The sequence below is a fragment of the Paraburkholderia nodosa DSM 21604 genome (assembly GCF_000519185.1).
Taxonomy (GTDB): Bacteria; Pseudomonadota; Gammaproteobacteria; order Burkholderiales; family Burkholderiaceae; genus Paraburkholderia; species Paraburkholderia nodosa.
On the sequence record NZ_JAFA01000002.1, the window covers coordinates 386,187 to 409,326 of the forward strand.

20 protein-coding genes are annotated in these 23,140 nt (G+C 64.1%); 9 read left to right on the plus strand and 11 right to left on the minus strand.

Going from position 1 to position 23,140, the window contains the following annotated elements:
- Window positions 1-96: 96 nt before the first annotated feature.
- On the minus strand, window positions 97-690 hold the full coding sequence (locus A3CW_RS0104300) for an NADPH-dependent F420 reductase (protein WP_028202463.1): 594 nt from the start codon (window positions 688-690) through the stop codon (window positions 97-99).
- Window positions 691-755: 65 nt separating this feature from the next.
- On the minus strand, window positions 756-1,496 hold the full coding sequence (locus A3CW_RS0104305) for an SDR family NAD(P)-dependent oxidoreductase (RefSeq protein WP_028202464.1): 741 nt from the start codon (window positions 1,494-1,496) through the stop codon (window positions 756-758).
- Window positions 1,497-1,618: 122 nt separating this feature from the next.
- On the opposite strand from A3CW_RS0104305, the gene A3CW_RS0104310 reads away from it, so the two are divergent.
- Window positions 1,619-2,509 (plus strand): LysR family transcriptional regulator, encoded by an 891-nt coding sequence (locus A3CW_RS0104310; protein WP_028202465.1) that lies wholly within the window; start codon window positions 1,619-1,621, stop codon window positions 2,507-2,509.
- Window positions 2,510-2,536: 27 nt separating this feature from the next.
- On the opposite strand, the gene A3CW_RS0104315 is transcribed toward A3CW_RS0104310, so the two are convergent.
- The gene (locus tag A3CW_RS0104315; protein ID WP_028202466.1) at window positions 2,537-3,427 is read right to left on the minus strand and encodes a LysR substrate-binding domain-containing protein; all 891 of its coding nucleotides are present in this window, start codon (window positions 3,425-3,427) and stop codon (window positions 2,537-2,539) included.
- Window positions 3,428-3,528: 101 nt separating this feature from the next.
- Here A3CW_RS0104315 and A3CW_RS0104320 point away from each other — a divergent pair, with 101 nt between their 5' ends.
- Complete coding sequence (locus tag A3CW_RS0104320; protein ID WP_028202467.1) at window positions 3,529-4,119, plus strand: LysE family translocator; 591 nt, start codon at window positions 3,529-3,531, stop codon at window positions 4,117-4,119.
- A 2-nt stretch (window positions 4,120-4,121) separates the two neighbouring features.
- Window positions 4,122-4,514 carry a cupin domain-containing protein gene (locus A3CW_RS0104325; RefSeq protein WP_028202468.1) on the plus strand — a complete coding sequence of 131 codons (393 nt, stop codon included), beginning with the start codon at window positions 4,122-4,124 and terminating at the stop codon, window positions 4,512-4,514.
- Window positions 4,515-4,549: 35 nt separating this feature from the next.
- On the opposite strand, the gene A3CW_RS0104330 is transcribed toward A3CW_RS0104325, so the two are convergent.
- Window positions 4,550-5,650, minus strand: a complete 1,101-nt coding sequence (locus tag A3CW_RS0104330) for an NADH:flavin oxidoreductase/NADH oxidase (RefSeq protein WP_028202469.1) — start codon at window positions 5,648-5,650, stop codon at window positions 4,550-4,552.
- Window positions 5,651-5,875: 225 nt separating this feature from the next.
- On the opposite strand from A3CW_RS0104330, the gene A3CW_RS0104335 reads away from it, so the two are divergent.
- Window positions 5,876-6,298: a hypothetical protein gene (locus A3CW_RS0104335; RefSeq protein WP_028202470.1), complete on the plus strand. Its 423-nt coding sequence runs from the start codon at window positions 5,876-5,878 to the stop codon at window positions 6,296-6,298.
- Window positions 6,299-6,373: 75 nt separating this feature from the next.
- Here A3CW_RS0104335 and A3CW_RS0104340 read toward each other — a convergent pair whose 3' ends face one another.
- The 4 genes from A3CW_RS0104340 to A3CW_RS0104355 all read right to left on the minus strand — a co-directional run bounded on the left by A3CW_RS0104340 (window position 6,374) and on the right by A3CW_RS0104355 (window position 11,563).
- A complete protein-coding gene (locus tag A3CW_RS0104340; RefSeq protein WP_028202471.1) occupies window positions 6,374-7,444 on the minus strand; it encodes a porin in 1,071 nt (356 codons plus the stop codon).
- 97 nt (window positions 7,445-7,541) lie between these two features.
- A complete protein-coding gene (locus tag A3CW_RS0104345) occupies window positions 7,542-8,609 on the minus strand; it encodes an ABC transporter ATP-binding protein (protein WP_028202472.1) in 1,068 nt (355 codons plus the stop codon).
- Window positions 8,602-10,350, minus strand: coding sequence for an ABC transporter permease (locus tag A3CW_RS0104350; RefSeq protein ID WP_051481227.1), 1,749 nt, complete (start codon window positions 10,348-10,350; stop codon window positions 8,602-8,604). The genes A3CW_RS0104345 and A3CW_RS0104350 overlap by 8 nt, the downstream gene beginning before the upstream one ends.
- Before the next feature lie 124 nt (window positions 10,351-10,474).
- A complete protein-coding gene (locus tag A3CW_RS0104355; protein WP_407669695.1) occupies window positions 10,475-11,563 on the minus strand; it encodes an ABC transporter substrate-binding protein in 1,089 nt (362 codons plus the stop codon).
- 145 nt (window positions 11,564-11,708) lie between these two features.
- On the opposite strand from A3CW_RS0104355, the gene A3CW_RS0104360 reads away from it, so the two are divergent.
- From A3CW_RS0104360 to A3CW_RS0104370, 3 genes are all read left to right on the plus strand, one after another.
- Window positions 11,709-12,392 carry a response regulator gene (locus A3CW_RS0104360; RefSeq protein WP_028202475.1) on the plus strand — a complete coding sequence of 228 codons (684 nt, stop codon included), beginning with the start codon at window positions 11,709-11,711 and terminating at the stop codon, window positions 12,390-12,392.
- Window positions 12,389-13,861: a sensor histidine kinase gene (locus tag A3CW_RS45200; protein ID WP_081771520.1), complete on the plus strand. Its 1,473-nt coding sequence runs from the start codon at window positions 12,389-12,391 to the stop codon at window positions 13,859-13,861. Before A3CW_RS0104360 ends, A3CW_RS45200 begins: the two co-directional genes overlap by 4 nt.
- Window positions 13,862-14,070: 209 nt before the next feature.
- Window positions 14,071-15,198 (plus strand): aminotransferase class V-fold PLP-dependent enzyme, encoded by a 1,128-nt coding sequence (locus tag A3CW_RS0104370; protein ID WP_028202476.1) that lies wholly within the window; start codon window positions 14,071-14,073, stop codon window positions 15,196-15,198.
- A 127-nt stretch (window positions 15,199-15,325) separates the two neighbouring features.
- Here the strand turns inward: A3CW_RS0104370 and A3CW_RS0104375 are convergent, their stop codons facing one another.
- Both A3CW_RS0104375 and A3CW_RS0104380 read right to left on the minus strand, forming a co-directional pair.
- Window positions 15,326-16,021 carry a 4-carboxy-4-hydroxy-2-oxoadipate aldolase/oxaloacetate decarboxylase gene (locus A3CW_RS0104375; RefSeq protein ID WP_028202477.1) on the minus strand — a complete coding sequence of 232 codons (696 nt, stop codon included), beginning with the start codon at window positions 16,019-16,021 and terminating at the stop codon, window positions 15,326-15,328.
- The gene (locus A3CW_RS0104380) at window positions 16,018-16,749 is read right to left on the minus strand and encodes a PIG-L deacetylase family protein (protein ID WP_028202478.1); all 732 of its coding nucleotides are present in this window, start codon (window positions 16,747-16,749) and stop codon (window positions 16,018-16,020) included. The genes A3CW_RS0104375 and A3CW_RS0104380 overlap by 4 nt, the downstream gene beginning before the upstream one ends.
- Before the next feature lie 511 nt (window positions 16,750-17,260).
- Here A3CW_RS0104380 and A3CW_RS0104385 point away from each other — a divergent pair.
- Window positions 17,261-19,492 carry a TonB-dependent receptor gene (locus A3CW_RS0104385; RefSeq protein WP_035512265.1) on the plus strand — a complete coding sequence of 744 codons (2,232 nt, stop codon included), beginning with the start codon at window positions 17,261-17,263 and terminating at the stop codon, window positions 19,490-19,492.
- 102 nt (window positions 19,493-19,594) lie between these two features.
- Here the strand turns inward: A3CW_RS0104385 and A3CW_RS0104390 are convergent, their stop codons facing one another.
- On the minus strand, window positions 19,595-20,263 hold the full coding sequence (locus A3CW_RS0104390; RefSeq protein WP_028202480.1) for an O-methyltransferase: 669 nt from the start codon (window positions 20,261-20,263) through the stop codon (window positions 19,595-19,597).
- Between the two features lie 469 nt (window positions 20,264-20,732).
- Between A3CW_RS0104390 and bcsB the strand changes: the two genes are divergently transcribed.
- Complete coding sequence (gene bcsB, locus A3CW_RS0104395; protein ID WP_028202481.1) at window positions 20,733-23,138, plus strand: cellulose biosynthesis cyclic di-GMP-binding regulatory protein BcsB; 2,406 nt, start codon at window positions 20,733-20,735, stop codon at window positions 23,136-23,138.
- The last annotated feature ends 2 nt before the right edge of the window (window positions 23,139-23,140 follow it).

Genomic DNA, 23,140 nt, shown 5'->3' on the forward strand with positions numbered 1-23,140 from the left:
ATGGTCCCGCATGGCGAACGGGTAGCGTCCGTCCGCCAGCAACGCTATGCCCGCCATGAAAGCGCCATCGTCGGAAGCGAGATAGCGCGCGGCCGGTCAGTCGAACTTGACCAGATCCTGGAAAACCAGCTGCGCCCACGTGTTGCCGCGTGCCTGGACGAGGAGACCGCCCTCGCCGATCTTCCCGAGTTCGACCGGCGCGAACCCGAGCCGGTCGACGAGGACCGACACCGAAGCGCTAGCTGCGTCGTCGTCGCTAGCGACGAACACGACCCGCCGGCCGCCATGCGGCGTCGTTGGCCCCTGCGCCAGCGTGGCTGCGGGCAGGTGGTTGAAGGCCTTCACCAGCTTCGCGCCCGCAAACGCCTTTGCAACGGCCGCGCTCGAAGGCAGATCGTCCAGCTCCTTCACAGGGACGCCGTACGCGTTCATGGCGTCGATCACGATCTTCCCCTGCCAGCTTTCGGCGGCCCGGGCGACGTCCTCGTGAGCCCCGAAGGGGACAGCCAGGATGACAACGTCAGCCTCGATCGCTTCCTCGATCTGCTGCGGAACCAGCGACGGCCCAATCTGCGCTGCGCGCGAGTCGACCGGCCGCCTGCCTGCCACGGCGACCTTGATGCCCTGATCGGCGAATGCCTGCGCGATGGCCGTGCCGATCTTGCCAAGCCCGATGATTGCGTAGCTCATTGAATTTTCCATTAGTCATCCTCTATAAGAGAAAGGTCAATTTTGCGGACGCTGGGGCTCGGGCCTCAGACCTGGCCGATGCCACCGTCATTCATCAAATCCGCGCCCGTCATATACGAACTCTGTTCGGAGGCGAGAAAGAGTGCCGCGCCGGCCATCTCCTCGGCCCGGGCAAGTCGACCGAGCGGGACCATGCTTTGGTACATGCTCACCAGATCCTCGCGTGTCACCGACTGGCCGTCGAGAATCGGCGTGTCGGTGACGCCAGGGCTGAGCATGTTGACGCGAATGCCGCGATCCTTGAATTCGGCGGCCCAGGTGCGCGCATAGGATCGCAACGCCGCCTTGGTCGCCGCGTAGGCGGTATGCCCGGGAATGCCCATGACGTGGATGGCCGAAGAAACCAGAATGATCGAACCACCCCCTGTCATCATCGGCAGCAACTTCTGCACCAGAAATACGGGGCCGCGCGCCATGAGGTTGAATGCCTTGTCGAAATGCTCTGGCGTGATGGTGTCGATCGAAGCCTGCTCGGTAAAGCCCGCGTTCGACACGATGATGTCGACGACACCCTTTTCTTCCCTGACTGCCGCGGCGACGCGGTCGAGGTCATCGAGATTCGCAGCGTCGGCCTGGATCGCGGTAACGTTGCGTCCGATCAGTTTGACGGCCTCGTCAAGCTGGCCTCGCCGCCGGCCGAAGATAAAGACGTGAGCGCCTTCGGCGACGAACCGCTGGGCGATCGCCAAGCCGATACCCGTCGTTGCGCCGCTAATGACGGCAACCTTGCCTGTGAGAGTGGACATTGAAATTTTCTGCCTCGTGGTGAACGGTAGAGACATCGTAATTGCCGCCCCCACGAATGATAATTAGCGGAGTTATCATGAGATTTATTCTTCCAGAGAATGGGTCTCACGAGAGACATGCAATGGATCGGTTTCACGAATTGAACGCCTTCATCGCCGTTGTCGAAGCGGGCGGCTTTTCCGCCGCCGCGCGTAGAACCGGCGATTCACAGTCCGCCATCAGCAAGGCGATCGGCGCGCTGGAAAAGCGCCTGGGCGTGCTGCTATTGAACCGAAGCACACGCAGCGTGACCCTGACGGATCAGGGGCAGAAATACTACGAGCGGACCAAGCCGTTGCTGGACGAGATCGAGGTAGCCGACAACGAACTGAGCAGCACCACGCTCGATGTCTCGGGCCTCGTCCGGATCGCCGCCGCCTCGACGTTCGGCCGGCTGCACGTTCTCCCGCTCATTCCCGAACTGCTGTCGCGCCATCCTGGGCTTCGGGTCGATCTCGTGTTGTCGGATTTCGTCCGCGATATGGTGGAGGATCGAATCGATCTCGCGATTCGAGTGGGCACCGTCAACGATCCGGATTCGGTCGTAAGAAAAATCGCCAGCACCCCGCTGGTCTGTGTGGGATCGCGCCGCTATTTCGAGCAACACGGCATCCCGAAGAATCCTGCGGATCTCGCCGGGCACAATTGCCTCGTCTACGGCGGTCTGATGGAATCGGCGAACTGGCCGTTTCACGGGCCGCAAGGCCGGTTCAGCGTACCGGTGCGAGGCAACCTGTCGTCGAATAGCGTCGAGACGATCCGGTCGGCCGTGCTCGCGGGTGTGGGAATCGGCCTCTTCGCGAAGCTCTCGCTGACCGATGAACTCAAGGATCCCGACATCGTCACCGTGCTGGACGACTTCATTGGGGACGCCCGTGATGTCAGTATCGTCTGGCCGAGGCGTCGTTTCGTGCCTGCGCGCGTGCGCCGGATCACCGACTTCTTTGCGGCTGCGCTGCCGCAGCGCTTGTAGAAGCGCGACGGCTTCAAACGCACGAGGTCACGCAATGCTCGCAAGCTGCGCGCGGCGAGCGCCTGCGTCGTTCGACATCGATTCGCGCACGTGGCGCGCGAATTCCTGCGCCGCGGGCTGAACCGTTGCGGGCAAGCGCAGACAGATCGCGAACGGCGGCAGCGCGGGCAAGCCGGTTGCTCGAGGCGCGAGCGTCTCGAGGTCGGCTGGCACCGTAGAGGCGAGCCAGGTCGTGATCGCGAGGCCCGCACGCACCGTCGCGGCGGTCGCCTCGATGTTGCCGCTCTCGAAGACCGTGCGCCACGCAATGCCCTCGTCCGCGAGCGCGCCGAGTACGACCGGCCGGAAGGCACATCGCTCGTCCACCATCGAAAGCGGCAGCGGCCGCTTCTGCCAGGCATCGCTGCCGCGCCCCCTGACCCACACCAACGGCTCGATGCGGACCACTTCGCCTTCGGCTTCGCTCGCGACATATTCGACCAGCGATATATCCACGCGGCCGCTGTGCACTGCTTCGCTCAATTCCGGCGACGCCGCACACACAAGCGAAATCTCCACTTGCGGATGCGCATCGGCGAACGCCTTCATCGCGGGCGCGAGCGGTGTCACGAGATCGTACGGCACGCCCACGCGCAGGCTGCCGCGCAGTGATCGACCGGTCATGTCGGCCCAGATTTCGTCGTTCAGCTGCAGCAGCTGGCGCGCCTTCACGAGAAATGGCTCGCCATGGCGCGACAGCTCCAGCTTGCGCGTCTTGCGCACGAACAGCTGGCAATCCAGCACCTCTTCGAGACGCTTCACCTGCTGGCTCACGGCGCCTTGCGTCATGTGCAGCAGATTCGCGGCGACCGTCATGCTGCCGCTATCGGCGACGGCAACGAAGGTGCGGATCAGATCGAGGTCGAGGTTTCGGCTCATTGACGCATTATGCCGCGTAATGGATCGCATCAGAATTATTGCCTTTGATGAAGCGTCGGCGATCCGTACAGTGCAAGTTTCATCCGCTCGACTCCGCACCCATGACCTCGATCCTGCCGCTTCTCCTGTTTGTCGTCATTGCGACCGTGACACCCGGCGGCGCCACGACGCTCGCCACCGCTTCGGGCGCGCGCTTCGGCTTCGCGCGTTCGATTCCGCTGATGCTCGGCATCGCGATCGGCCTGGCCGTGCTCGCCGCCGTCGCCGGGTTCGGGCTGGGCGGTCTGCTGCTCGCACTGCCGTCGCTGCAAACGGCCGTCAAGGCAGTCGGCTCCGCCTATCTGCTGTGGCTCGCGTGGCGCATCGCGCGCAGCGGGCCGCCGAACGCAGGCAACGGCCCCGCGCACCCCATCACGCTCGTCAACGGTTTCCTGCTGCTCTGGCTCAACCCGAAAAGCTGGGCGATGACGGTCGGCGCGGCGGCGTCGTTCGCGCTGCTCGCAAGCAGTCCGAACCGACTCGCACTGCTGCTCGGCGCCGTGTTCGGCGTGGCCGCGTGCGTCTCGCTCGCACTGTGGTGCGCGCTCGGCGTGCTGCTCGCCCGGCTCTTTCGCACGCCGCGCCACTGGCGCATCCTCAATCTCGCGATGGGCGTACTGCTCGCCGCATCCGTCATTCCAGCATGGAGATAACGATGCCTGGTCATCCGTTTGCCGAATCGTTCGACCTTGAAGCCGCGTTCGCCGACGTGTCCGATCACTGGTCGCCGAAAGTTGTCGCCCAGGTCAACGATCAGTACGTGAAGGTCGCCAAAGTGCGCGGGCAGCTCGTGTGGCACGACCACGAGCACGAGGACGAACTATTCTTCGTCGTGCGCGGCCATCTGAAGATCGAGTATGAAGGCGGGCGTGTCGTCGATCTGCCCGCGGGCTCGATGCACGTCGTGCCGCGCGGCACGCTGCACAATCCAGTCGCAGAGGACGAATGCTGGATCGTGCTGATCGAGCCCGCGCAGACGATGCATACGGGACGCGTGGAATCGCCATTGACGCGGACGATCGAAGAGCAGTTGGGCAGCTCACACTGAGACTGCCCAGCCCCCCGGACATCGACAAGACGGATTCAAACGAACACCTTTGGCAGCCGGCTGGGTTGAGCGCGAAGATACTGCTTCGGCGCCCTGACCTGAGCCCCGAAGTGAGCGGCAGCGTGCCAGGGCCAGCGCGGGTCGAAGAGCACGGCACGGGCCAGCGCGACCAGATCGGCGTCTCCCGTGCTGAGGATGGATTCGGCTTGTTCGAACTCGGTGATCATGCCGACGGCGATGACAGGAAGCGTCGTCGCCTGCTTTACAGCCCGCGCGAAGGGAACCTGATAGCCGGGCCCGACCGGAATTTGCGCGGCTGGATTCGAGCCGCCGCTCGAGACATTGATCGCGGCACAGCCTCTGGCCTCCAATGCGCGGACAAAAGCGATCGCGTCGTGCACGGACCACCCGCCGTCCACCCAGTCAGTCGCGGAGATCCGCATCGTCACGGGGCGATCATGCGAAAACGCATCTCGCACAGCGTCGAATATTTCGAGTGGAAAGCGCATCCGGTTTTCCAACGAGCCGCCGTACTCATCGTCCCGGTGGTTCGAGAGCGGCGAGAGAAATTGATGGAGCAGATAGCCGTGCCCACCCAGGATTTGAATGAAGTCCAACTCAAGCCGGGAGGCGCGTCGCGCTGCTGCCGCGAAGGCGTCGCGAATGGCAGCCAGGCCGTCGCGGTCCAGGGCGGTGGGCGGTGTCTCACCGGCCGCAAAAGCGACCGGGGATGGGCCGTAGGTGTTCCAGCCATTTGCGTGATCATGAAGAATCTGTGCGCCGCCGTCCCATAATTTCTGCCGAGACCCTTTTCGGCCAGCATGGTTGAGCTGGATGCCAATCGGCGTGTCAGACCAGCGCCGAATGCCCCGCAGCACGCGCGCCATGGAAGTTTCGCACTCGTCCGAATAGAGCCCCACGTCGCCATAGCTCGTGCGCCCCTCGGGCGTGACCGCCGTCCCCTCGATGGTCAGCGCCGCCGCACCTGAAAGCGCCAGCTGGCCGAGATGAATCAGGTGCCAATCGTTCATCTGCCCGTCTTCGGCCGAGTACTGGGCCATCGGGGCGATTACGATCCGGTTGGCCAATGTCAGGTTGCCGACTTGTATCGGCGTGAACAGCATTGGATGGCTCAAACCGGTGCCAGTTGTTGCTGTGCCGCTAATGACGGCGGCTTTGTCTGCGAGAGTGGACATGGAAATCTTCTGCCGGGTGATGAGTAACAGGTAGATCGTAGTGGCCACATAGGGAAGCGATAATTCGCAGATTCTTCATAAGGCCAATTCCCCACGAGAATAGCCATGAGCGGCGGGTTGTGGCCGCCTGAGCGGTTATGCTGTTCGTCAGCGCAGGAGGCAACCATGGCAGAAACATGGCAATTCCAGGTCCGCATCACCGTCGTGCCCGCGTTGGCCGATGCGCTGCGGGCGAGTAGCCCCTATGAGGGTCGCGACTTGCTCGAAGCCGTCTTGCGCGAGTACAACGCCGCTTTGAAGTGCCAGTTCGACGCATTCGCCGACTATGTCGAAGAGGCGGAGCGTGCCGGGCGGGACCGCCATCCGTTGTATCAATGGACGAAAGAGACGATCGCCAATCCCGGGAAAAAGGCGAAGTACCTGACGTCATTTGCGTTGTACGTTGGCGGCGAAGAGGTCTACGACCGGGAAAGCGCCGACGGGCTGTATGCGCGGCTCTCGGCCCTCGCTGGCCGGGTGGGCATCGAAAGCGTGAACCGGTTCGATACGAACCCGGCCAACAATCCGCAGCCTCCCGTGCGCCAGTGAGACAGACACCGGTTCTGCCGCATCGCATCATCGTGATGGGCTACCCAGGGGCTTCGCACTTGCGCCAGGTAGCACTCAGAACCGATGCTGAACGCCGGCCGTCATCCCTGTTTGCGTGTCGGCCGCACCGACGAGGTCGCGCGACAAGCCCACCTTCTGACCGTGCTGAGCCATCGCATATCCGCCGGAGACATAGAGCAGCGTCCGTTTGGAAAGCGAGTATTGCCCGCGCAGCGAGAACAGCGTCGGATCGGCGTCGCTCGCTCCTTTGATGTTCTGATGATAGATCGCGCCGAGCAGCGTGAAGTACGGGTTGAAATCGTACGAGCCGCCGATCCAGTACATATCGCTTTGCAGCGTTGCCGCCGCAGTCCTCAATGTCTTGCGATAGTTCCGGTAACCGGCCATCGCCTTCGCCGCGCCGAAGTCGTATGAAAGACCAGCGTGGATGCCCTGAATGTAGCGGGTCTGATCGACGGGCGTGACACTGTCCGCCGCGCCGTTTTGTCGATCGTAGGTGACCACGGCAGCGAACGGACCGCCGGCGTAGCCGAGCGCGAAGTCGTATTTCGAACTCGTCTTCATGCTCCCCGGCACATTGCCGAACCCATACAGCGCGCCCAGCTTGATGCCGGAGAATTCGCCGTCGTAGCGCACGGCGTTGGCCGAGCGGGTGAACAGACCGTCTTTGCGGCCGCCCGTCGCGCTCGATGATGTCGCCCATGAATAGTTCGGCGCATAGCCCATCGGGTCGAACGGCAGCATGTAGTCGTACGTCACCGTGAAGGTGCGCCCGAGCGTCAACTGCCCGAAACGATTTTTCAGCCCGACCGTAGCGCGCCGGTCGAAGATGGCGCCGGGGCCGTCGTCGAAGGTGCCGTTCGCGATGTTGATGCCGCTTTCGAGCTGGAATACCGCCTTCAGCCCGCCACCCAGGTCCTCGACGCCGCGCAGACCCCAGCGCGACGTATTCTTGCCGCCCGAAACGAGCCGTGCAGAACCACCGTTTGCGCTGGTGTGATTCGCGTATTCGACGCCCGCATCGACGATCCCATAGAGGGTGACCGTTGATTGCGCCTGCGCGACGGCGGCGATGCCCGCGCATGATAGACCCAACATGGTTGTTCTTGTGATAGGCGACTTCATTGTCTACTCCCAGTTTCTGCGTTGGATTCCGGTGGCGGCATGCGCCAACCCACGGTTACTGCGGCTGCAAACAAGCCTGAATCGCACGAGCCCCTTGTCAGCCCGCCTGGGCAAAGGCCCAGCAGTTGTTCGCCGGCAGTTCGAGCCAGTGCTCGCCGGCGGCGCGCGGCTGCACGCCGAAGGCACGCAAGCGCAGTTCGCCGCAATGGAACAGGTATTCCCAGCGATCGCCGAGAAACATCGACGTGACGAGTTCGGCGCGCAAGCGGTTCTGCCCGGGACCATCGACAACCTGAAGACGCTCGAGCCGGATCACCGCTTCGACTGCCTGACCGGGCGTAAGCGCTTCGCGCGCGGATGCCCGCAACGTCCAGCCCGCGCCGCTCAATACAACATGGCTCGGTTCGACAGCGCAGACGCGACCTTCGAAGCGATTGTTGCTACCCATGAAATCGGCGGCGTACAGCGTGCGGGGCGAATCGTAGAGGTCTGCCGGCGAGTCTTCCTGTTCGATGCGACCGTTGCGTAGCAGCAGGATGCGATCGGACATCGCCATGGCTTCGGTCTGGTCGTGGGTCACGCATAGCGCCGAGAGGCCGAGCGTGACGATCAGCTCGCGCAGCCATGCGCGAGCTTCCTCACGAAGCTTCGCGTCGAGGTTCGAAAGCGGTTCGTCGAGCAGAATCACCGGCGGGTTGTACACGAGCGCCCTCGCGATGGCGACGCGCTGCTGCTGCCCACCCGAGAGCTGATGGGGATAGCGCGCCGCGAGAGCACCGAGGCCGAGTTGATCGAGCGCGGCCTGAACCCGACGCTTGCGCTCCGGGACCGACACGCGACGCAGCTTGAGCCCATAGCCGACGTTTTCGGCCACGGTGCGGTGCGGCCACAGAGCGTAGGACTGGAACACGAGACCGAGCGAGCGCTGCTCGACGGGCAGATCGATGCGGGCCGCGCCGTCGAAGAAGACGCGTTCGTCCAGCTGGATGCGACCTGATGAGGGCTGTTCGAGACCGGCCACCGCACGCAGCAGCGTGGTTTTGCCGCTGCCCGATGCGCCGAGCAGACATACGACTTCACCCGCCTTCAGTTCGAACGAGACGCCCTCGAGGATCGGATGCGCGCCGTAACTCAGATGGAGGTCGTTGACCGAGAGCTTATCCATGCAATTTCACTCCGAAGCGCAAGGCCACGGCGAGACCGGCGCCGACCATTGCGATGTTGATGACGGAAAGGGCAGCGACTTGATCGACAGACCCTGCTGCCCACAGTGAGACGAGCAGCGCGCCGATGACCTCGGTGCCGGGGGAAAGCAGGTAGACGGCGGTCGAATACTCGCGCTCGAAGATCATGAAAATGAGTAGCCACGCGGCGAGCAGTCCGAAGCGCACCAGCGGCAGCGTGACGTCGAGGCTGACGCGCGCCCGTGTGCCGCCGACGCTGCGTCCGGCCTCTTCGAGCTCGGGGCCGACCTGCAGCAGCGCGCTCTGGATCAGGCGCATGCCATAGGCGAGCCACACAACGGTGTAGGCCACCCAGATGCTCCACATCGAGTTCTTGAGTTCCTTGAGGCCCGGGACGAAGAGGAAGACCCACAGGAACGCCAGTCCGGCGAGCAGGCCTGGCACGGCGCGCGGCAGCAGCACGATGTAATCGAGCAGGCGGGCGGCCCAGTCATGCTGGCGATGGCCCGCGAAGGCGACCAGCGTGTAGAACCCTACCGCGAGCGCGCCGCCCAGCACGCCGATGCCGAAGGTGTTGAAAATGGCCCGCACCAGATTGCTGTGCTCGAACAGTTCGGAGAAGTTCGCGAGAGTCAACGTCTCGGCGAGGTCCACGCCTTCGCCCCAGTGAGTGACGAATGCTCGCAGCACGATGCCGGAAAGCGGCACGAAGATCGTGAGCAGCAACCAGAGCGCGACGACGGCGAGCGCGACCCAACGCCATGTACCGAGTGCCAGCACGGTCTGCCGCGTGGCTTTGCCCTTGAGAGTGACGAAGCGATTGGCGCTCTTGAGCAGATGCCGTTGCAGCAGCACGAGCGGAAAGGTCACGGCGATGATGCACACGGCGACCGCGGCCATCAGGTGATACGAGGGCACGCCGAGCTTGTTGGTGAGCTTGTAAAGGTAAGTGGCCAGCACGAGATGCCCTTCGGGGTCACCGAGGACGAGTGGCAGACCGAACACCTCGAAGCCGAGGAAAAACACCAGTACGCCGGCAAAGAGCAGCGCGGGCATGCTCATGGGGAGGCTCACGTCGAGGGCCACGCGCAGCGGCCGGGCGCCCGATACGCGCGCGGACTCCTCGACGTCGGAGCCAAGGTTGCGCAAGGCCGCCGCGGCATAAAGATAGACATGCGGCACGTGCGTCAACCCGACGATCACGGTGATCGCGAAGACCGAATACACGTTCCAGGGCGTGCCCTCCATGCCGGTCAACTGCTTCCACCAGATCGAGTAGAAGCCGGCTGGGCCTGCGGCGATCACGTAACCGAAGGCGAGCACCATCGGCGAAACGAAGATGGGCGTGAGCAGGACCGGTTCGAGCCAGCGGCGTCCTGCCAGATCGGTGCGCACCATCAGGAAGGCCAGGATGCCGCCGAGCGGAATGGAGATGAACAGCATGCCGCTCGCGATCGTGAAGGAGTTGCCCGCGGCCGACCAGAAATCGGGGTCGGTAAAGATGAACGCGAAGCCGGCCAGGCCGAAGGTGCGGCTCGCGTCAAAGAAGGGGGCGCTCAACAGACTCTGGAACACGATGAGCGCAACCGGTAGCGCGACAGCGACGGTCAGTACCGCGATGACGAGCCAGCGTAGCAAGCCAGCCAGGGGGCGCAGCGGCCCCTCGGGCAGCGCCGGAATATCGCTCTTCTCCCTGGCATGGAGCGGCACCGCGGCCGGGATGGGCGCGCGTCGTGAAAGCATGAGGGTCCTCCTGCGGCACGCGGCCGCATATCGAAAAGGGAAACAGGGAGAGCGCACCGTGAAGCGCCCGGCGCTTCACGGCGTTCGCCGTGTCAGGCGTGCGCTAGCGCTTGATCGACTGTTGCCATTGCCTGAGAAATTCGAGGCGCTTGGCCTGGTCGAGATAGACGAGCAAGCCGGAACCGACCGGAATCGGCTTAAGCGAATCGCCGAGCTGTTCGGTCAAGCCGGCCATCGAAGTCTCGCCGGTCACGTCGGCGCGGATCGAGAAGAGGTTCGCTTCGTTCGCGATCAACGTTTGACCGCGCTTCGAGAGCACGTAGTCGACCCACAGACGCGCTGCATTGGGGTTCTGGGCCTTCTTCGAAATGGTGAGCAGGCGGCTGACCACCTGCGTGTAATCCTTCGGGTAGACATAGCCGATGGATGGATCTTTTTTGGCCTTGCTATACGCATAGGATCCCAAAATATTGTAGCCAAGCAGATTTTCGCCGGAGGAGATGCGCTCCATCATGGCGCCGGTACTCGACTGCAGCTTCGGACCGGTCGCGCCGATTGCCCGCACGAGTGCCCACGTGACCTGAGGGTTCACGCGTGCATCCTGGGTCAGATAGTTGAAGCCGGTACCCGATTTCTCGATGTCATACGTGGTGACCTTGCCCTGGTAGCGTGCCGGCTGGGTCTGTAACAGCTTGATCAGGTCGGCGCGCGTCTGCGGTACCTCGCCTGCCGGCATCAGGCGTTTGTTGTAGACGATCGCGAGGGGCTCGAAGGTCGTGCCCCAGGCCTGCTTCTGATATTGCGACCACGCCGGCAGATGCGGGGTCTCAGGCGACTCGTAGGTCGCCATCAGACCGTCGTTGACGAGCTTGATCTGCAGGTCCATGGCCGAGCTCCAGAGCACGTCGGCGCTCGTGCTGCTCGCGGCGTTCTCGCTGATGAAGCGGTTGTAGAGCTCGGTGCTGTTCATGTCGTTGTATTCGATTTTCACGCCATACAGGCTTTCGAAGTCCTTGATGAGGGGCTTCGCGATGGCGGCATCCGTCGCGGCGTAGATGATCAGTTTTCCTTCTTTTTTTGCGCCTTCCACCGAGGCTTGATAGTGGCTCGGGTATCCGGCAGGAACCTGCGCCCAGACCGGGCTGACGGTGAGTGCAAGAGCGAGCGTAGCGGCACAGCGTTTGAATGACATCGGCATGTCTTCCTCCAGGTCAAGACGGGCTTTTATCTTGTGTTGGCGAATGGTAAGGTTCAAATGCTTTCTGTACGCTTTCAGCCATGGCGAAAACTGGAAGGAAAACGAATGATTTATCTCATGGATTTCCCTGGGGGCGGCGATGCGTGTTTTGCTTGTTGAAGACAATCCGATCCTGTCCCGTTCACTGACCGATGCGCTCTCCAGCGCGCATCTGACGGTCGACTGCATGCATGACGGCGAGTCCGCCGATCACGTGCTGCGCACCCAGGACTACGCGCTCGTGATCCTCGACCTCGGGTTGCCCAAGCTCGACGGTCTGGAAGTGCTGCGCCGGCTGCGCGCGCGCCGCAACACGGTACCGGTGCTGATTCTGACCGCGCACGGATCGGTGGAGGATCGCGTGAGGGGACTCGATTTCGGCGCCGACGACTATCTGGCCAAGCCCTTCGAGCTGAGCGAACTGGAGGCACGTACGCGTGCGCTGATACGACGCAGCCAGGGGCAGGACTGTCTGCGCGTGGCCTGCGCAACACTCGTCTACGACGCCGCCGACCGCGGCTTCAGTCTCGAAGGCGAGCCGCTCCCTCTCCCGCCGCGCGAGCGCGCGGTGCTCGAAGTGTTGATCCTGCGCAATGGCCGGGCAATCAACAAGGAGACGCTGTCGGAGAAGATCTTCGGCATTGACGAATCGGTGAATGCCGAGGCAATCGAAATCTATGTGCATCGGCTGAGAAAAAAGCTCGAAGGCAGTGCCGTGGCGATCGTGACGCTGCGCGGGCTCGGCTATCTGCTCGAAGCGAGGCAGGCATGCACGCCCGCCTGAGGGCACCCGATCTGCGTATGCGGATGTCGCTGTGGCTGCTGCTGCCGCTGCTTGGCCTGCTCGCGCTGGATGCGTGGCTCACCTATCAGCGCGCAATGCAGTCGGCCCATGCCGCGTTCGACCGCACGCTCGAGTTTTCGCTGCGTTCGATCCGCGAGGGGGTGCACCTGCGCGAGGGGCGGGTCCATGTCGATCTGCCTTATCTCGCGCTAGAGATGTTCGAATCCAGCAACGACAGCAAGATCTACTACCTGATTCGCGAAGAGGCGGGTCAGGACGCACGGCCTGTCACCGGCTACGCAGACTTGCCGCAGCCTGCGGGGCACCGTCTCGATCCTTTCGCGACACACTTCTACGACACGATCTATCGGGGCGTGCCCTTGCGCATGGCCTTACTGCGTTTGCCCATTCACGACGTGCCCGCCGCGCAGACGCGCATGGTCCAGATCATGGTTGGCGAAACCATCGAACCACGTCAGGCGCTGGCGCAGCAGATCCTGATCGGTTCGCTGCTTCAGGAGGGGCTGCTGGTCGTGCTCGCGCTCGGTATCGTCTGGCTCGGCGTCGGGCGAGGCCTGCGTCCGCTCAACCGCCTTTCGGCAAAGGTCGCGGCGCGCAGCGAGGACGACGCCGCGCCACTGGCGGCTTCGGGCCTGCCACGCGAGGTCATGCCGCTTGTCGAGGCGATCAATCAGTACATCTCGCGCTCGCGGCGCATGCAGGAATCGCGTCGGCGGTTTTTTGCCGATGCCGCGCATCAGTTGAAGACCCCGTTGGCGGTGATTCAGGCGGAAGCGGAACTGGCTCAGCGCGGCAACCTCGACGCCAGCACCGGCCTGCATCTGCGGCGCCTGAACCGGGCGGTACGCCAGGCGGTGCGGGCGGTGCAGCAGTTGCTTTCGCTCTCGCGGCTCGATGCCGGCTGCGATCAGGCGGCGAAGCGGGCACCGATGCTGCTGCACAAGATCGCGCGCAGCGTTACGCTCGACTGGTCACCGGTGGCGCGATCACGCGGCATCGATCTCGGTTTCGACCAGCAGGACGCGGTCGAACTGGTGGGTCACGGGGACCTGTTGAAGGAGCTGATCGGCAACCTGATCGACAATGCGATCCGTTATTCGGCAGACGGCGCGGTCATCACGGTGCGTGTGGGGCGGCGCCATACCTGTGCCGTGCTCGAGGTCACCGACAACGGGCCGGGCATCGCCCGGCACGAGCGCGAAGTCGTGTTCGAACGCTTCTACCGCTGCGAATCGACGCAGAACGTAGAAGGCAACGGGCTGGGGCTCGCGATCGTCGCGGAGATCGCGCGCGTGCACGAGGCACGCGTTACACTCGACGAAGCGCCCGGCGGAGGTCTCGCAGTCAGTGTCGCGTTCCCGGCTGGAGCGCCCATTGCACCGGGCACGACCGCGAGCGCGACCACTGCCGCGCCCGCACAACGGGCACCCAGGCAGGGAGTTTCATGAAACAGGCGATTCAACATGGCGGCGCCTGCGCCAGTCGATATTTGCTGCTCCGCAAAAAAGAGTGCGCGCGCTAACATTGCCGCGAACGGGCAATGAGCGTGATCTAATACCCGCGCAACATTGCGAACAGCCTTGTCGCCGCAATGGCAGACGGCTTTGGTTAGAATCGGTTGTCGATTCGACTATTCATTTTCTTATCGGAGGCGAGCGTGCCAGGTTTACTTCCCAATGTCGACCGCGAGGGGCTCCTCGAATATTCAGTGGTTTACACCGACCGCTCGATCAATCACATGTCGCAGCTCTTTCAGGGCGTCATGCGAGATATCTCAAGCTCCCTGAAAAAAGTCTACAACGCGAAGTCGGTCGTTGTCGTCCCGGGCAGCGGGACCTTCGGCATGGAAGCCGTTGCCAGGCGGTTCGCGACGAACAAGAAGTGCCTCGTCATTCGCAACGGCTGGTTCAGTTTCCGCTGGTCGCAGATTTTCGACATGGGCAGCATTCCCTCTGAATCGATCGTGCTGAAGGCGCGTCCGGTCGAACAGGGAAGGCAGGCCGCCTACGCACCGCCGCCGGTCGAAGAAGTCGTCGCGGCGATCAGGGAGAACAAGCCCGATCTGGTCTTTGCGCCGCATGTCGAAACCGCATCCGGAATGATGCTGCCCGATGCGTATTTGCGCGCGGTGGCCGATGCCGTGCATGCCGTAGGCGGCATGTTCGTACTCGACTGCATCGCCTCCGGTACGGTCTGGGTCAACATGGAGAAAAGCGGCGTCGATATCCTGATCAGCGCACCGCAAAAGGGTTGGAGCGCTTCACCCTGCTGCGCGCTCGTCATGCTCAACCCGCTCGCCCGCGAACGAATCGACGCCACGACCAGCACCAGCTTCGCCTGCGATCTTCGCAAGTGGCTGCAGATCATGGAAGCCTACGAGAGCGGTGGATTCGCTTACCACGCAACCATGCCCACGGACAGTCTCGCGACGCTGCGCGACGTGATCAAGGAAACCGAAGCATACGGCTTCGACAAGGTAATGGCGGAGCAACTCGAACTCGGCAAGCGCATTCGTTCGCTGCTGGTTAGCAAGGGCTTCCGAAGCGTGGCGGCCGAAGGCTTCGAGGCGCCCGGCGTCGTGGTCAGCTACTCGGACGACGACGGCATACGATCCGGCAAGAAGTTCGCCGACGCCGGCCTGCAGATCGCGGCCGGTGTTCCCCTGCAATGCGACGAGCCTGAAGACTTCAAGACCTTCCGCATTGGATTGTTCGGCCTCGAAAAACTGCATGACATCGAAGGCGCGGTCGCAAGGTTCGCGAAGGCGTTGGACCGGATTCTTTAACCCGCTTTTCCTCGGGGCCCGCGACGCGCTTCCTTAGGTCATCGCGAAACAAAACGAGCGCCTTTGCGGCGCTCGTTGTCGTTCTTGCTGCGGTGCGCTTCGTGTAAAGCCATCGAACGTTGCAGACTCAAGCGTCTGCCGGTGTGTCGACGTAGCGCAGGCCCTTTTCGGCAAGGCGCTCGCGCATGCCGTAATAGTCGAGGCCGAGCGTGCCGCCCGCGAGCACCGCACGCGTCTTTTCTTCCTTGGCGAGGCGCGCCTGGGTCGCCTCCACGACCTTCGCCACCGTGGCGAACGGCACCACGACCACGCCGTCGTCGTCGGCCACGATGACGTCGCCCGGATGCACGATCTGCTGTGCGCACACCACCGGCACGTTCACCGATCCGAGCGTTTCTTTCACCGTGCCTTGCGCCGAAACGGCCTTCGACCACACCGGGAAGTCCATCGCCTTCAGTGCGCGCACGTCGCGGCAACCCGCGTCGATGATCAGGCCGCGCACGCCGCGCGCCGCGAGCGAGGTGGCGAGCAGCTCGCCGAAGTAGCCGTCTTCGCAGGGCGAGGTGGGCGCGGCCACGAGCACGTCGCCTTCGCGACACTGCTCCACGGCCACGTGCAGCATCCAGTTGTCCGAGGGCGGCATGAGCACGGTCACGGCCGGGCCCGCAATCGCGGCGCCCGAATAAATGGGCCGCAGATACGTGGCGAGCAGGCCGAGACGGCTTTGCGCCTCGTGCACGGTGGCCGTGCCGGCTTGCTTGAGGATTTCGATGTGACGCGCGTCGGCGCGCGGAATCTGGGTGACGACGACACCACGTTTCATGACAGATCTCCCACCACTGCGGGCGTCAGGCGCATATAGCCTTCCGCGTATTGAATGTCGCGCTTCGCCGTAATGCCGATGTTGCGCTTGGCCTGCACGCCGCGCTGTTGCGCGACACGCGTGTAGTACTCCCAAAGGTGTTCCTGGCCCGCCATGCATTCGATGGCGCGGCGCTTCACGTCCCACACTTCGGTGATGTCGAGGAAGGTGTCCGGAATCCACTCGCACTGCTCGGTCTGGTGCGGTTCGAACGCGTAGACCGGGGGCGCGCCGACGATCTTCTGCCCCGGATTGTGGCCTTCGGCCTGGGCGATGATGCGCGCTTCCTGCGCCACGTGCATCGCGAGCGGGTGATCGAAGTTGTACGGGTCTTTCTGCGAGTGGCTCAGCACGAACGCGGGCTGCACGTCGCGATAGACGTCGACGAGGCGCAGGAGCGCTTCATCGGAAACGCGCAGCGGGTAATCGCCCAGATCGAAGAACTCGCATTCCGCGCCAAGAATCCCGGCGGCGGCGAGCGCCTCCTCGCGGCGCGCGGCTTTCACTTTCTCGATGGTCATGTCGGGGCCCTTGCGCCAGAGCTTCGCCGACTCGCCGCGCTCGCCAAACGAGAGGCACACCACCTTCACGCGATAGCCGTTCTTCTTGTGCAGGGCAATCGCACCGCCCGCGCGCCATACGAAATCCGCGCTGTGCGCGCTGACCACGAGCATCGATTTTTCAGTCATTTCCGGTTCACCAGACGTCGAACATCACGAAGCCCCATTGTAGGTTTGCGCGCGCCGCGCGAACCAACGAAAGGACTGCCGAAAGGCATCGAATCTGCTTATCGGCGCCGCATGGAACGCGCCTCGAATTCGGGCCGGGCCGCGTCTCGCCCATGCGGCGGCAAGCGCCGCGCGGCACATTGGTTGAGCGCGCAACGACGCGGGATGAAGCCGCACGCTCGCGTGGCGAACTCAAATCTTGTGGCCCCGAATTTCCCAACCTTTCGTTGCGCCCACATCGAATGCCTCGCACTGAAATTGTTGCGTAAACGCTGAATACACCTACTGACAGCAATATTTAAATAACACGCATTCTCATTTGCAATACAATCCGCATACTTTTCCGGGCCGCTCATGGGGCCAGTTCCGCGAGCCCTGTCTGACCGGCAAAGCATAACCATTCGCCCGGAGCCTGAGCGCAGCACCAAGGCATCACGGAGCGCCAGCGCTACCTTCGCTACGAACCCTTTTTATGTCCGCATCCCGTTTGCACTCGCCTTTCAATTTGCCTTCGCGCCTCCCCGCTTCCCGCGTCACGATCCTCGCCGCCATCGCCGTCGCCTTCAGCCTGCCCGCCGCAGCGTTCGCGCAAACCGCCGAGGCGCCCACCGCAGCGAGCGGCGCCGCCGCAACCGGTAGCGCCAGCAACGCCACGCTGCCCACCGTGAAAGTGCAGGCGTCCCAGGAAACGCAGCCGGGCGACCTGCAGCCGACCTTCGGCGGCGGCCACGTGGCGCGCGGCGGCGACTTCGGCGTGCTCGGTTCGCAGAAGAACATCGACGTGCCGTTCAGCATGACGACCTACACCGCGAAGCTGATCGAGGATCAGCAGGCGCGCACCATTGCCGACGTGCTCTCGAACGATCCGGCCGTGCGCACCGCCTACGGTTACGGCAACTTCCAGGAGGTGTACGTCATTCGCGGCTTCACGCTCGACAGCGACGACATCTCGCTCAACGGCCTGTATGGCATCACGCCGCGCCAGCTCGTCGAGACGGCTGCGCTCGAGCGCGTGGACATCTTCAAGGGCGCGAGCGCATTCCTGAACGGCGCGGCGCCCAACGGCACCTCGATCGGCGGCAGCGTGAACCTGCAACTGAAGCGCGCCGACGACAAACCGCTCACGCGCGTGACGCTCGAAGGCAGCGCCTCGGGCGAGTTCGGCACGCATATCGACGTGGGCCGCCGCTTCGGCGACAACGACCAGTTCGGCATTCGCGTGAACCAGTACAACCGCGACGGCGAAACGAGCATCGACAGCGAAATGCGCCGCGCCAACCAGACGGCCGTGGCGCTCGACTGGCGCGGCGAAAAGCTCCGCCTCGAAGGCGACTTCATGTATCAGCGTCAGCACGTTTCGGACGGCCGCCCCGTCGTCTACGTGCTGGGCGACGAGATTCCGGGCGTTCCCTCGGCCACGCACAACTATGCGCAGACCTGGTCGTATAGCGACGCGGAAGACACCGTCGGCATCCTGCGCGCCGAATACGACTTCCTGCCCGGCTGGACCGCGTATGTGACGGGCGGCGTGCGCCACACGAACGAGCACGGCGAATACTTCTCGCCCTACTACACCGATCCCTCGACCACCACCGGCTCGCGCCTGGGCGTCGTGCGCAAGGAAGGCGCGACCTCGGCGGAAACGGGCGTACGCGGCCACTTCAACACCGGCCCCGTGAGCCATTTCGTGACTGCGGGCGCCTCGATCGTGCGCGTGGAAACGCAATCGGGCTGGACGCTTTCCAATTCGTTCCCGACCAGCCTCTACAGCGGCGTGCAGGTGCCGTATCCCGCGACGGCCTATCAGGCCGGCATGGACGGCAACCCGCCGATCACGGCGCTGAACCTGATGCGCAGCGTCTCGGCCTCGGACACGCTCGGCTTCTTCCACGACCGCGTGCTGTTCACGGTGGGCGTGCGTCACCAGGAGATTCTGTCGAACGGCTACTCGTCGTCGACGCTGCTGCAGACCTCGAACTACAACGACTCGATCACCACGCCGCTGTTCGGCCTCGTCGTCAAGCCGTGGGAGAACGTGTCGATCTACGCGAACCGCAGCGAGTCGCTTTCGGCGGGCGGCATTGCGCCTCAGGGCACGACGAACTACGGCGACCAGCTCGCGCCGGAGCGCACGAAGCAGTATGAAGTGGGCGCGAAGTACGACAACGGCAAGTACGGCGCGCAGCTCGCGCTGTTCCAGCTCGAAAAGCCGCAGACCTACACCAACAGCGCGGGCGCCTATGTGGCGAACGGCAACGAGCGCCATCGCGGCGTGGAAGCGTCGGTGTTCGGCGAGGTGTACAAGGGCGTGCGTTTGATCGCGGGCGCAACCTATATCAACGCCGTGCAGCTCGACACCGCAGGGGGTTCGACCGACGGCAAGACGCCGGTCGGCGTGCCGAGCTTCCTGCTCAACCTGGGCGCCGAATACGACGTGCCCGGGGTGCAGGGCCTCACGCTTTCGGCGCGCTGGACGCATACGGGTCCGCAGTATTTCGATGCGGCCAACACCATGTCGATCAAGGCGTGGGACACGGTGGACATCGGCGCGCGCTACGCGACGAACGTGTTCGGCCGTCCGACTACGTTCCGCGCCAATGTTTATAACCTTGCCAATAAGGCGTACTGGTCGTCGACCAACGGTGGTTATCTGACGATGGGCGCGCCGCGCACCGTGCTGTTCTCGATGACGACGGACTTCTGACCGGCGATCGTCAGCGCGTAGCTAGATGGACGAAGGGCCTGGCAGTTCATCTGCCAGGCCCTTTTTTGCTGTTGGCGTATGTGTGTGGGCAATCGACGGTTGTTACCCACCCACCACCGTAATCGCAAATCCGTCCCAGCCTTTGCTACCCACCGTCTGCACAGCCGTGGTCGCGAGCCGTTTGTCGTTTCCAAGCATGTCGAAGTAGCGGCGCAAGCCGACCACGTCGTCCTCGTGATGCGCGGGGTCGGCCACGCGCCCTTCGCGCACCACGTTATCGGCCACGATCACCGTACCCGGACGCGAAAGCTTCAGCACGCGTTCGAGGTAGTTCGGGTTATTGCTCTTGTCCGCGTCGATAAACACGAAGTCGAACGGCGGCACGCCTTGCGCGATGAGCGCATCGAGCGATTCGAGCGCGAGGCCTGTGATGACCGTCACCGTCGCATCGAGCCCCGCCCTCGCGATGTTCGCCCGCGCAACGGCCGCGTTTTCCGGGCTGAATTCGAGCGACACCATCGCGCCGTCGTCGGGCAGCGCGCGCCCGAGCCAGATCGCGCTATAGCCGCCCAGCGTGCCGATTTCCAGTATGCGTCGCGCGCCCTGAATGCGCGCGAGCAGATGCAGAAACTTGCCCTGATTCGGTGCCACGTTGATCGCGCGAAGGCCCGCCTTGGCGCTCGCCGCGAGCGCGCCGTCAAGCGCATCGTCGGGACCGATCAGCCGGTCGCAGAACCAGTCGTCCACTGCCTGCCACGTTTGCTCGTTCATCACCCTGCTCCGTTTCTGGATCAAGCCGCCAAGGTTACCTCACCCGCTCGCGACACTGCACAAGCGCGAAGCCGTTGCGCGCCTCGTCGATTCGATATCCTTAGTAATTGCATGAACCGGAAGGCTGGCTGTTGACGCACCACCTCCGGCGCCCGCGTTGCGCGTTTGCAACGCCGTCGCGCTTTGTTGCGCGTACAGGAAGTGTCAAGCGCTCCGACCCGCCGGCCCAACCCATGCGCCCAACTGTCAAACCAGTCGCGAAGCCGCGCCAGCCCGTCATCTGCGCGCGATACGCAACGGGCATAAACACGTGCATTCATAGGGCGCGATCCACAGCTCTCCGCTAAACTCCACCACACATTGACGCCGTTTCGAGATAACGACTGGCCGCGCCACGCCGCCAGTATCCTTGGTCGCTGTCTTTGCGGGATAAAGATAGCCACTGCGAAGAAGACAAAGGGCTGTTGCGATGCGACTATCCGTTCAAGTTGGGCTGGGCGCGCTCGTCGCCGGACTGCTGCTAGGGGCGAGCCTTTTCGCAGTGGACAAATCGGCTGTCGCGGCTACGCAGACGACCAGGGCGGCAGCGCCGGGAGCAAGCGATGTTCCCGCCGCCGCGTCGGTTGCGGCCTCCGCTCCGGCTGCGGCTTCCGCCGCCGTCACGGGGCCCGTTGTCATCCAGACGGCCCCCGGCGCCGTCATTCCCGAGCCTGCCGCGTCGGTGCCGCTCGGGCAGCCGCGCACGCGCACATTCACGTTGCGCCAGATGGGTGCGTACGGGCCGATCCCGCTGCGCGGCCTCGATCCCACCGCCAGCATGAACGTCGACGTGCGCACCGACGAAGTCGTGACCGGCGCGAAGCTCAAGCTCGTCTACACCTACTCGCCCTCGCTGATCTGGTCGCTTTCGCATCTCAGGGTGTTTGTGAACGGCGAAGTGGTCGCGACGATTCCGCTCGTGAAGGAGACGGCCGGGCAGGTCGTGACGAGCGAGATCGATCTCGACCCGCGCCTTTTCACCGACTACAACCGCATCAGCGTGCAGATGATCGCGCACTACACGCTCGATCATTGCGAGGATCCCTATCATTCGAGCCTCTGGGCCGACGTGAGTCCCGACACGTCGCTCACGCTCAACACAGCGGGCATCGTGCTGCCCGACGACCTCGGGCTCTTGCCTGTGCCGTTCTTCGACCGCCACGACAACCGCCTCGTGCGCGTGCCCTTCGTGCTCGCCGCCAACGCGGGCGTGCCCGTGCTGCACGCGGCGGGCGTCGTCTCGTCGTGGCTTGGCGCGCTCGCGAGCTATCGCGGCTCGCGCTTCCCGGTCTCGCGCACCGTGCCGCCCGACGCCAACGCCATCGCGCTCGTGCTGCCGGGCCAGGTGCCCGAGGGGCTGAAACTGCCGGAGATCAAGGGCCCCACGGTCTCGGTCATGGCGAACCCGGCCGCCGATCCGCAGTCGGGCCGCAAGCTGCTCGTGCTCGCGGGCCGCACGCCCGAGGAACTGCTGAACGCCGCCTATGCGGTCGCGCTCGGGCAGGCCGGCATGGCCGGCAGCAGCGTGATGGTGAAATCAATCGATCTCGGCCCGGCGCGCAAGCCCTACGACGCGCCGAACTGGGTGCCCACCGACCGCCCTGTGCTGTTCCGCGAGTTGGTGACCGACCCGCAACAGCTCCAGGTGTCGGGCTACAACCCGCCCGCGATCCGCGTGAATCTGCGCGTGCCCGCCGACCTCTATGCGTGGGCGCGGGGCAACGTGCCGCTCGACATCCGCTATCGCTACACGGCGCCTTCCGCGTGGAACGACTCGGTGCTCAACGTGAGCATCAACGATCAGCTCGTGCGCTCGCAACGGCTGCGGCCCGTCACGCGCGCCTCCGACGAAGCGCGCATCAACGTGCCGCTGCTTTCGGGCTCGGACACGCGCGCCGCCGCCAATCTGGAAATCCCCGCGTTCCGCGTGGGCAGCGACAACCAGTTCCAGTTCCAGTTTCATATCGATTCACAGAAGACGGGGCTGTGCACCTCCACCGCCACCGATGTCGCGCGCGCAGCCGTCGATCCCGACTCGGTCATCGACTTCAGTGGCTTCGCACACTACACGGCGCTGCCCAACCTCGCCTTCTTTGCGAACAGCGGCTTTCCGTTCACGCGCATGGCCGACCTTTCCGACACGGCTCTCGTGATTCCGGACGAACCCGACACGAAGGATCAGGAAGCCGTGCTCACGCTGCTCGGCCACATGGGCCAGTGGACCGGCCTGCCCTCGCTGCGCCTGACGATCGTGCCCGCCAGCCAGGTGGACAGCGTGGGCGACAGCAACCTGCTCGTGATCGGCTCGGGCTCGGGCGCGCAACTGCTCGAGAAGTGGGGCAAGGACCTGCCGCTTCTCATCGAGCGCGGCAGGACCGAGGTGACCACGCGCGACCAGCGCACCGGCTGGCCCGGCTGGCTTGGCGGCACCGAGGACGAAGACCCGACACCGTCGGGCCGCTCGATCGTCACGCTCGGCGGACCGATGGCGGCGCTGATCGGCTTCGAGTCGCCTCTCAAGTCGGGCAGGAGCGTGGTGGCGCTCGCCGCCACCTCGTCCGCGCAGCTCGGCGACGTGCTCGACGCGCTCCAGGACGGCGGCAAGATCTCGCAGATGCACGGCGATCTCACGCTCGTGCGCTCCGGTCAGGTGGAGGGCCTGCGCGTGGGCAACCGCTATTTCGTCGGCGATCTGCCGTGGTATGCGCGCGCCTGGGTGTTTATCTCGCGCTACCCGGCACTGATGGCGCTCGCGGGCATTCTGGCCGGTCTGATCGTTGCGCTCACCGTGTTCTGGGCGCTCGGCCGCATGGCCTCCCGCCGCTCCGGGACCTGACG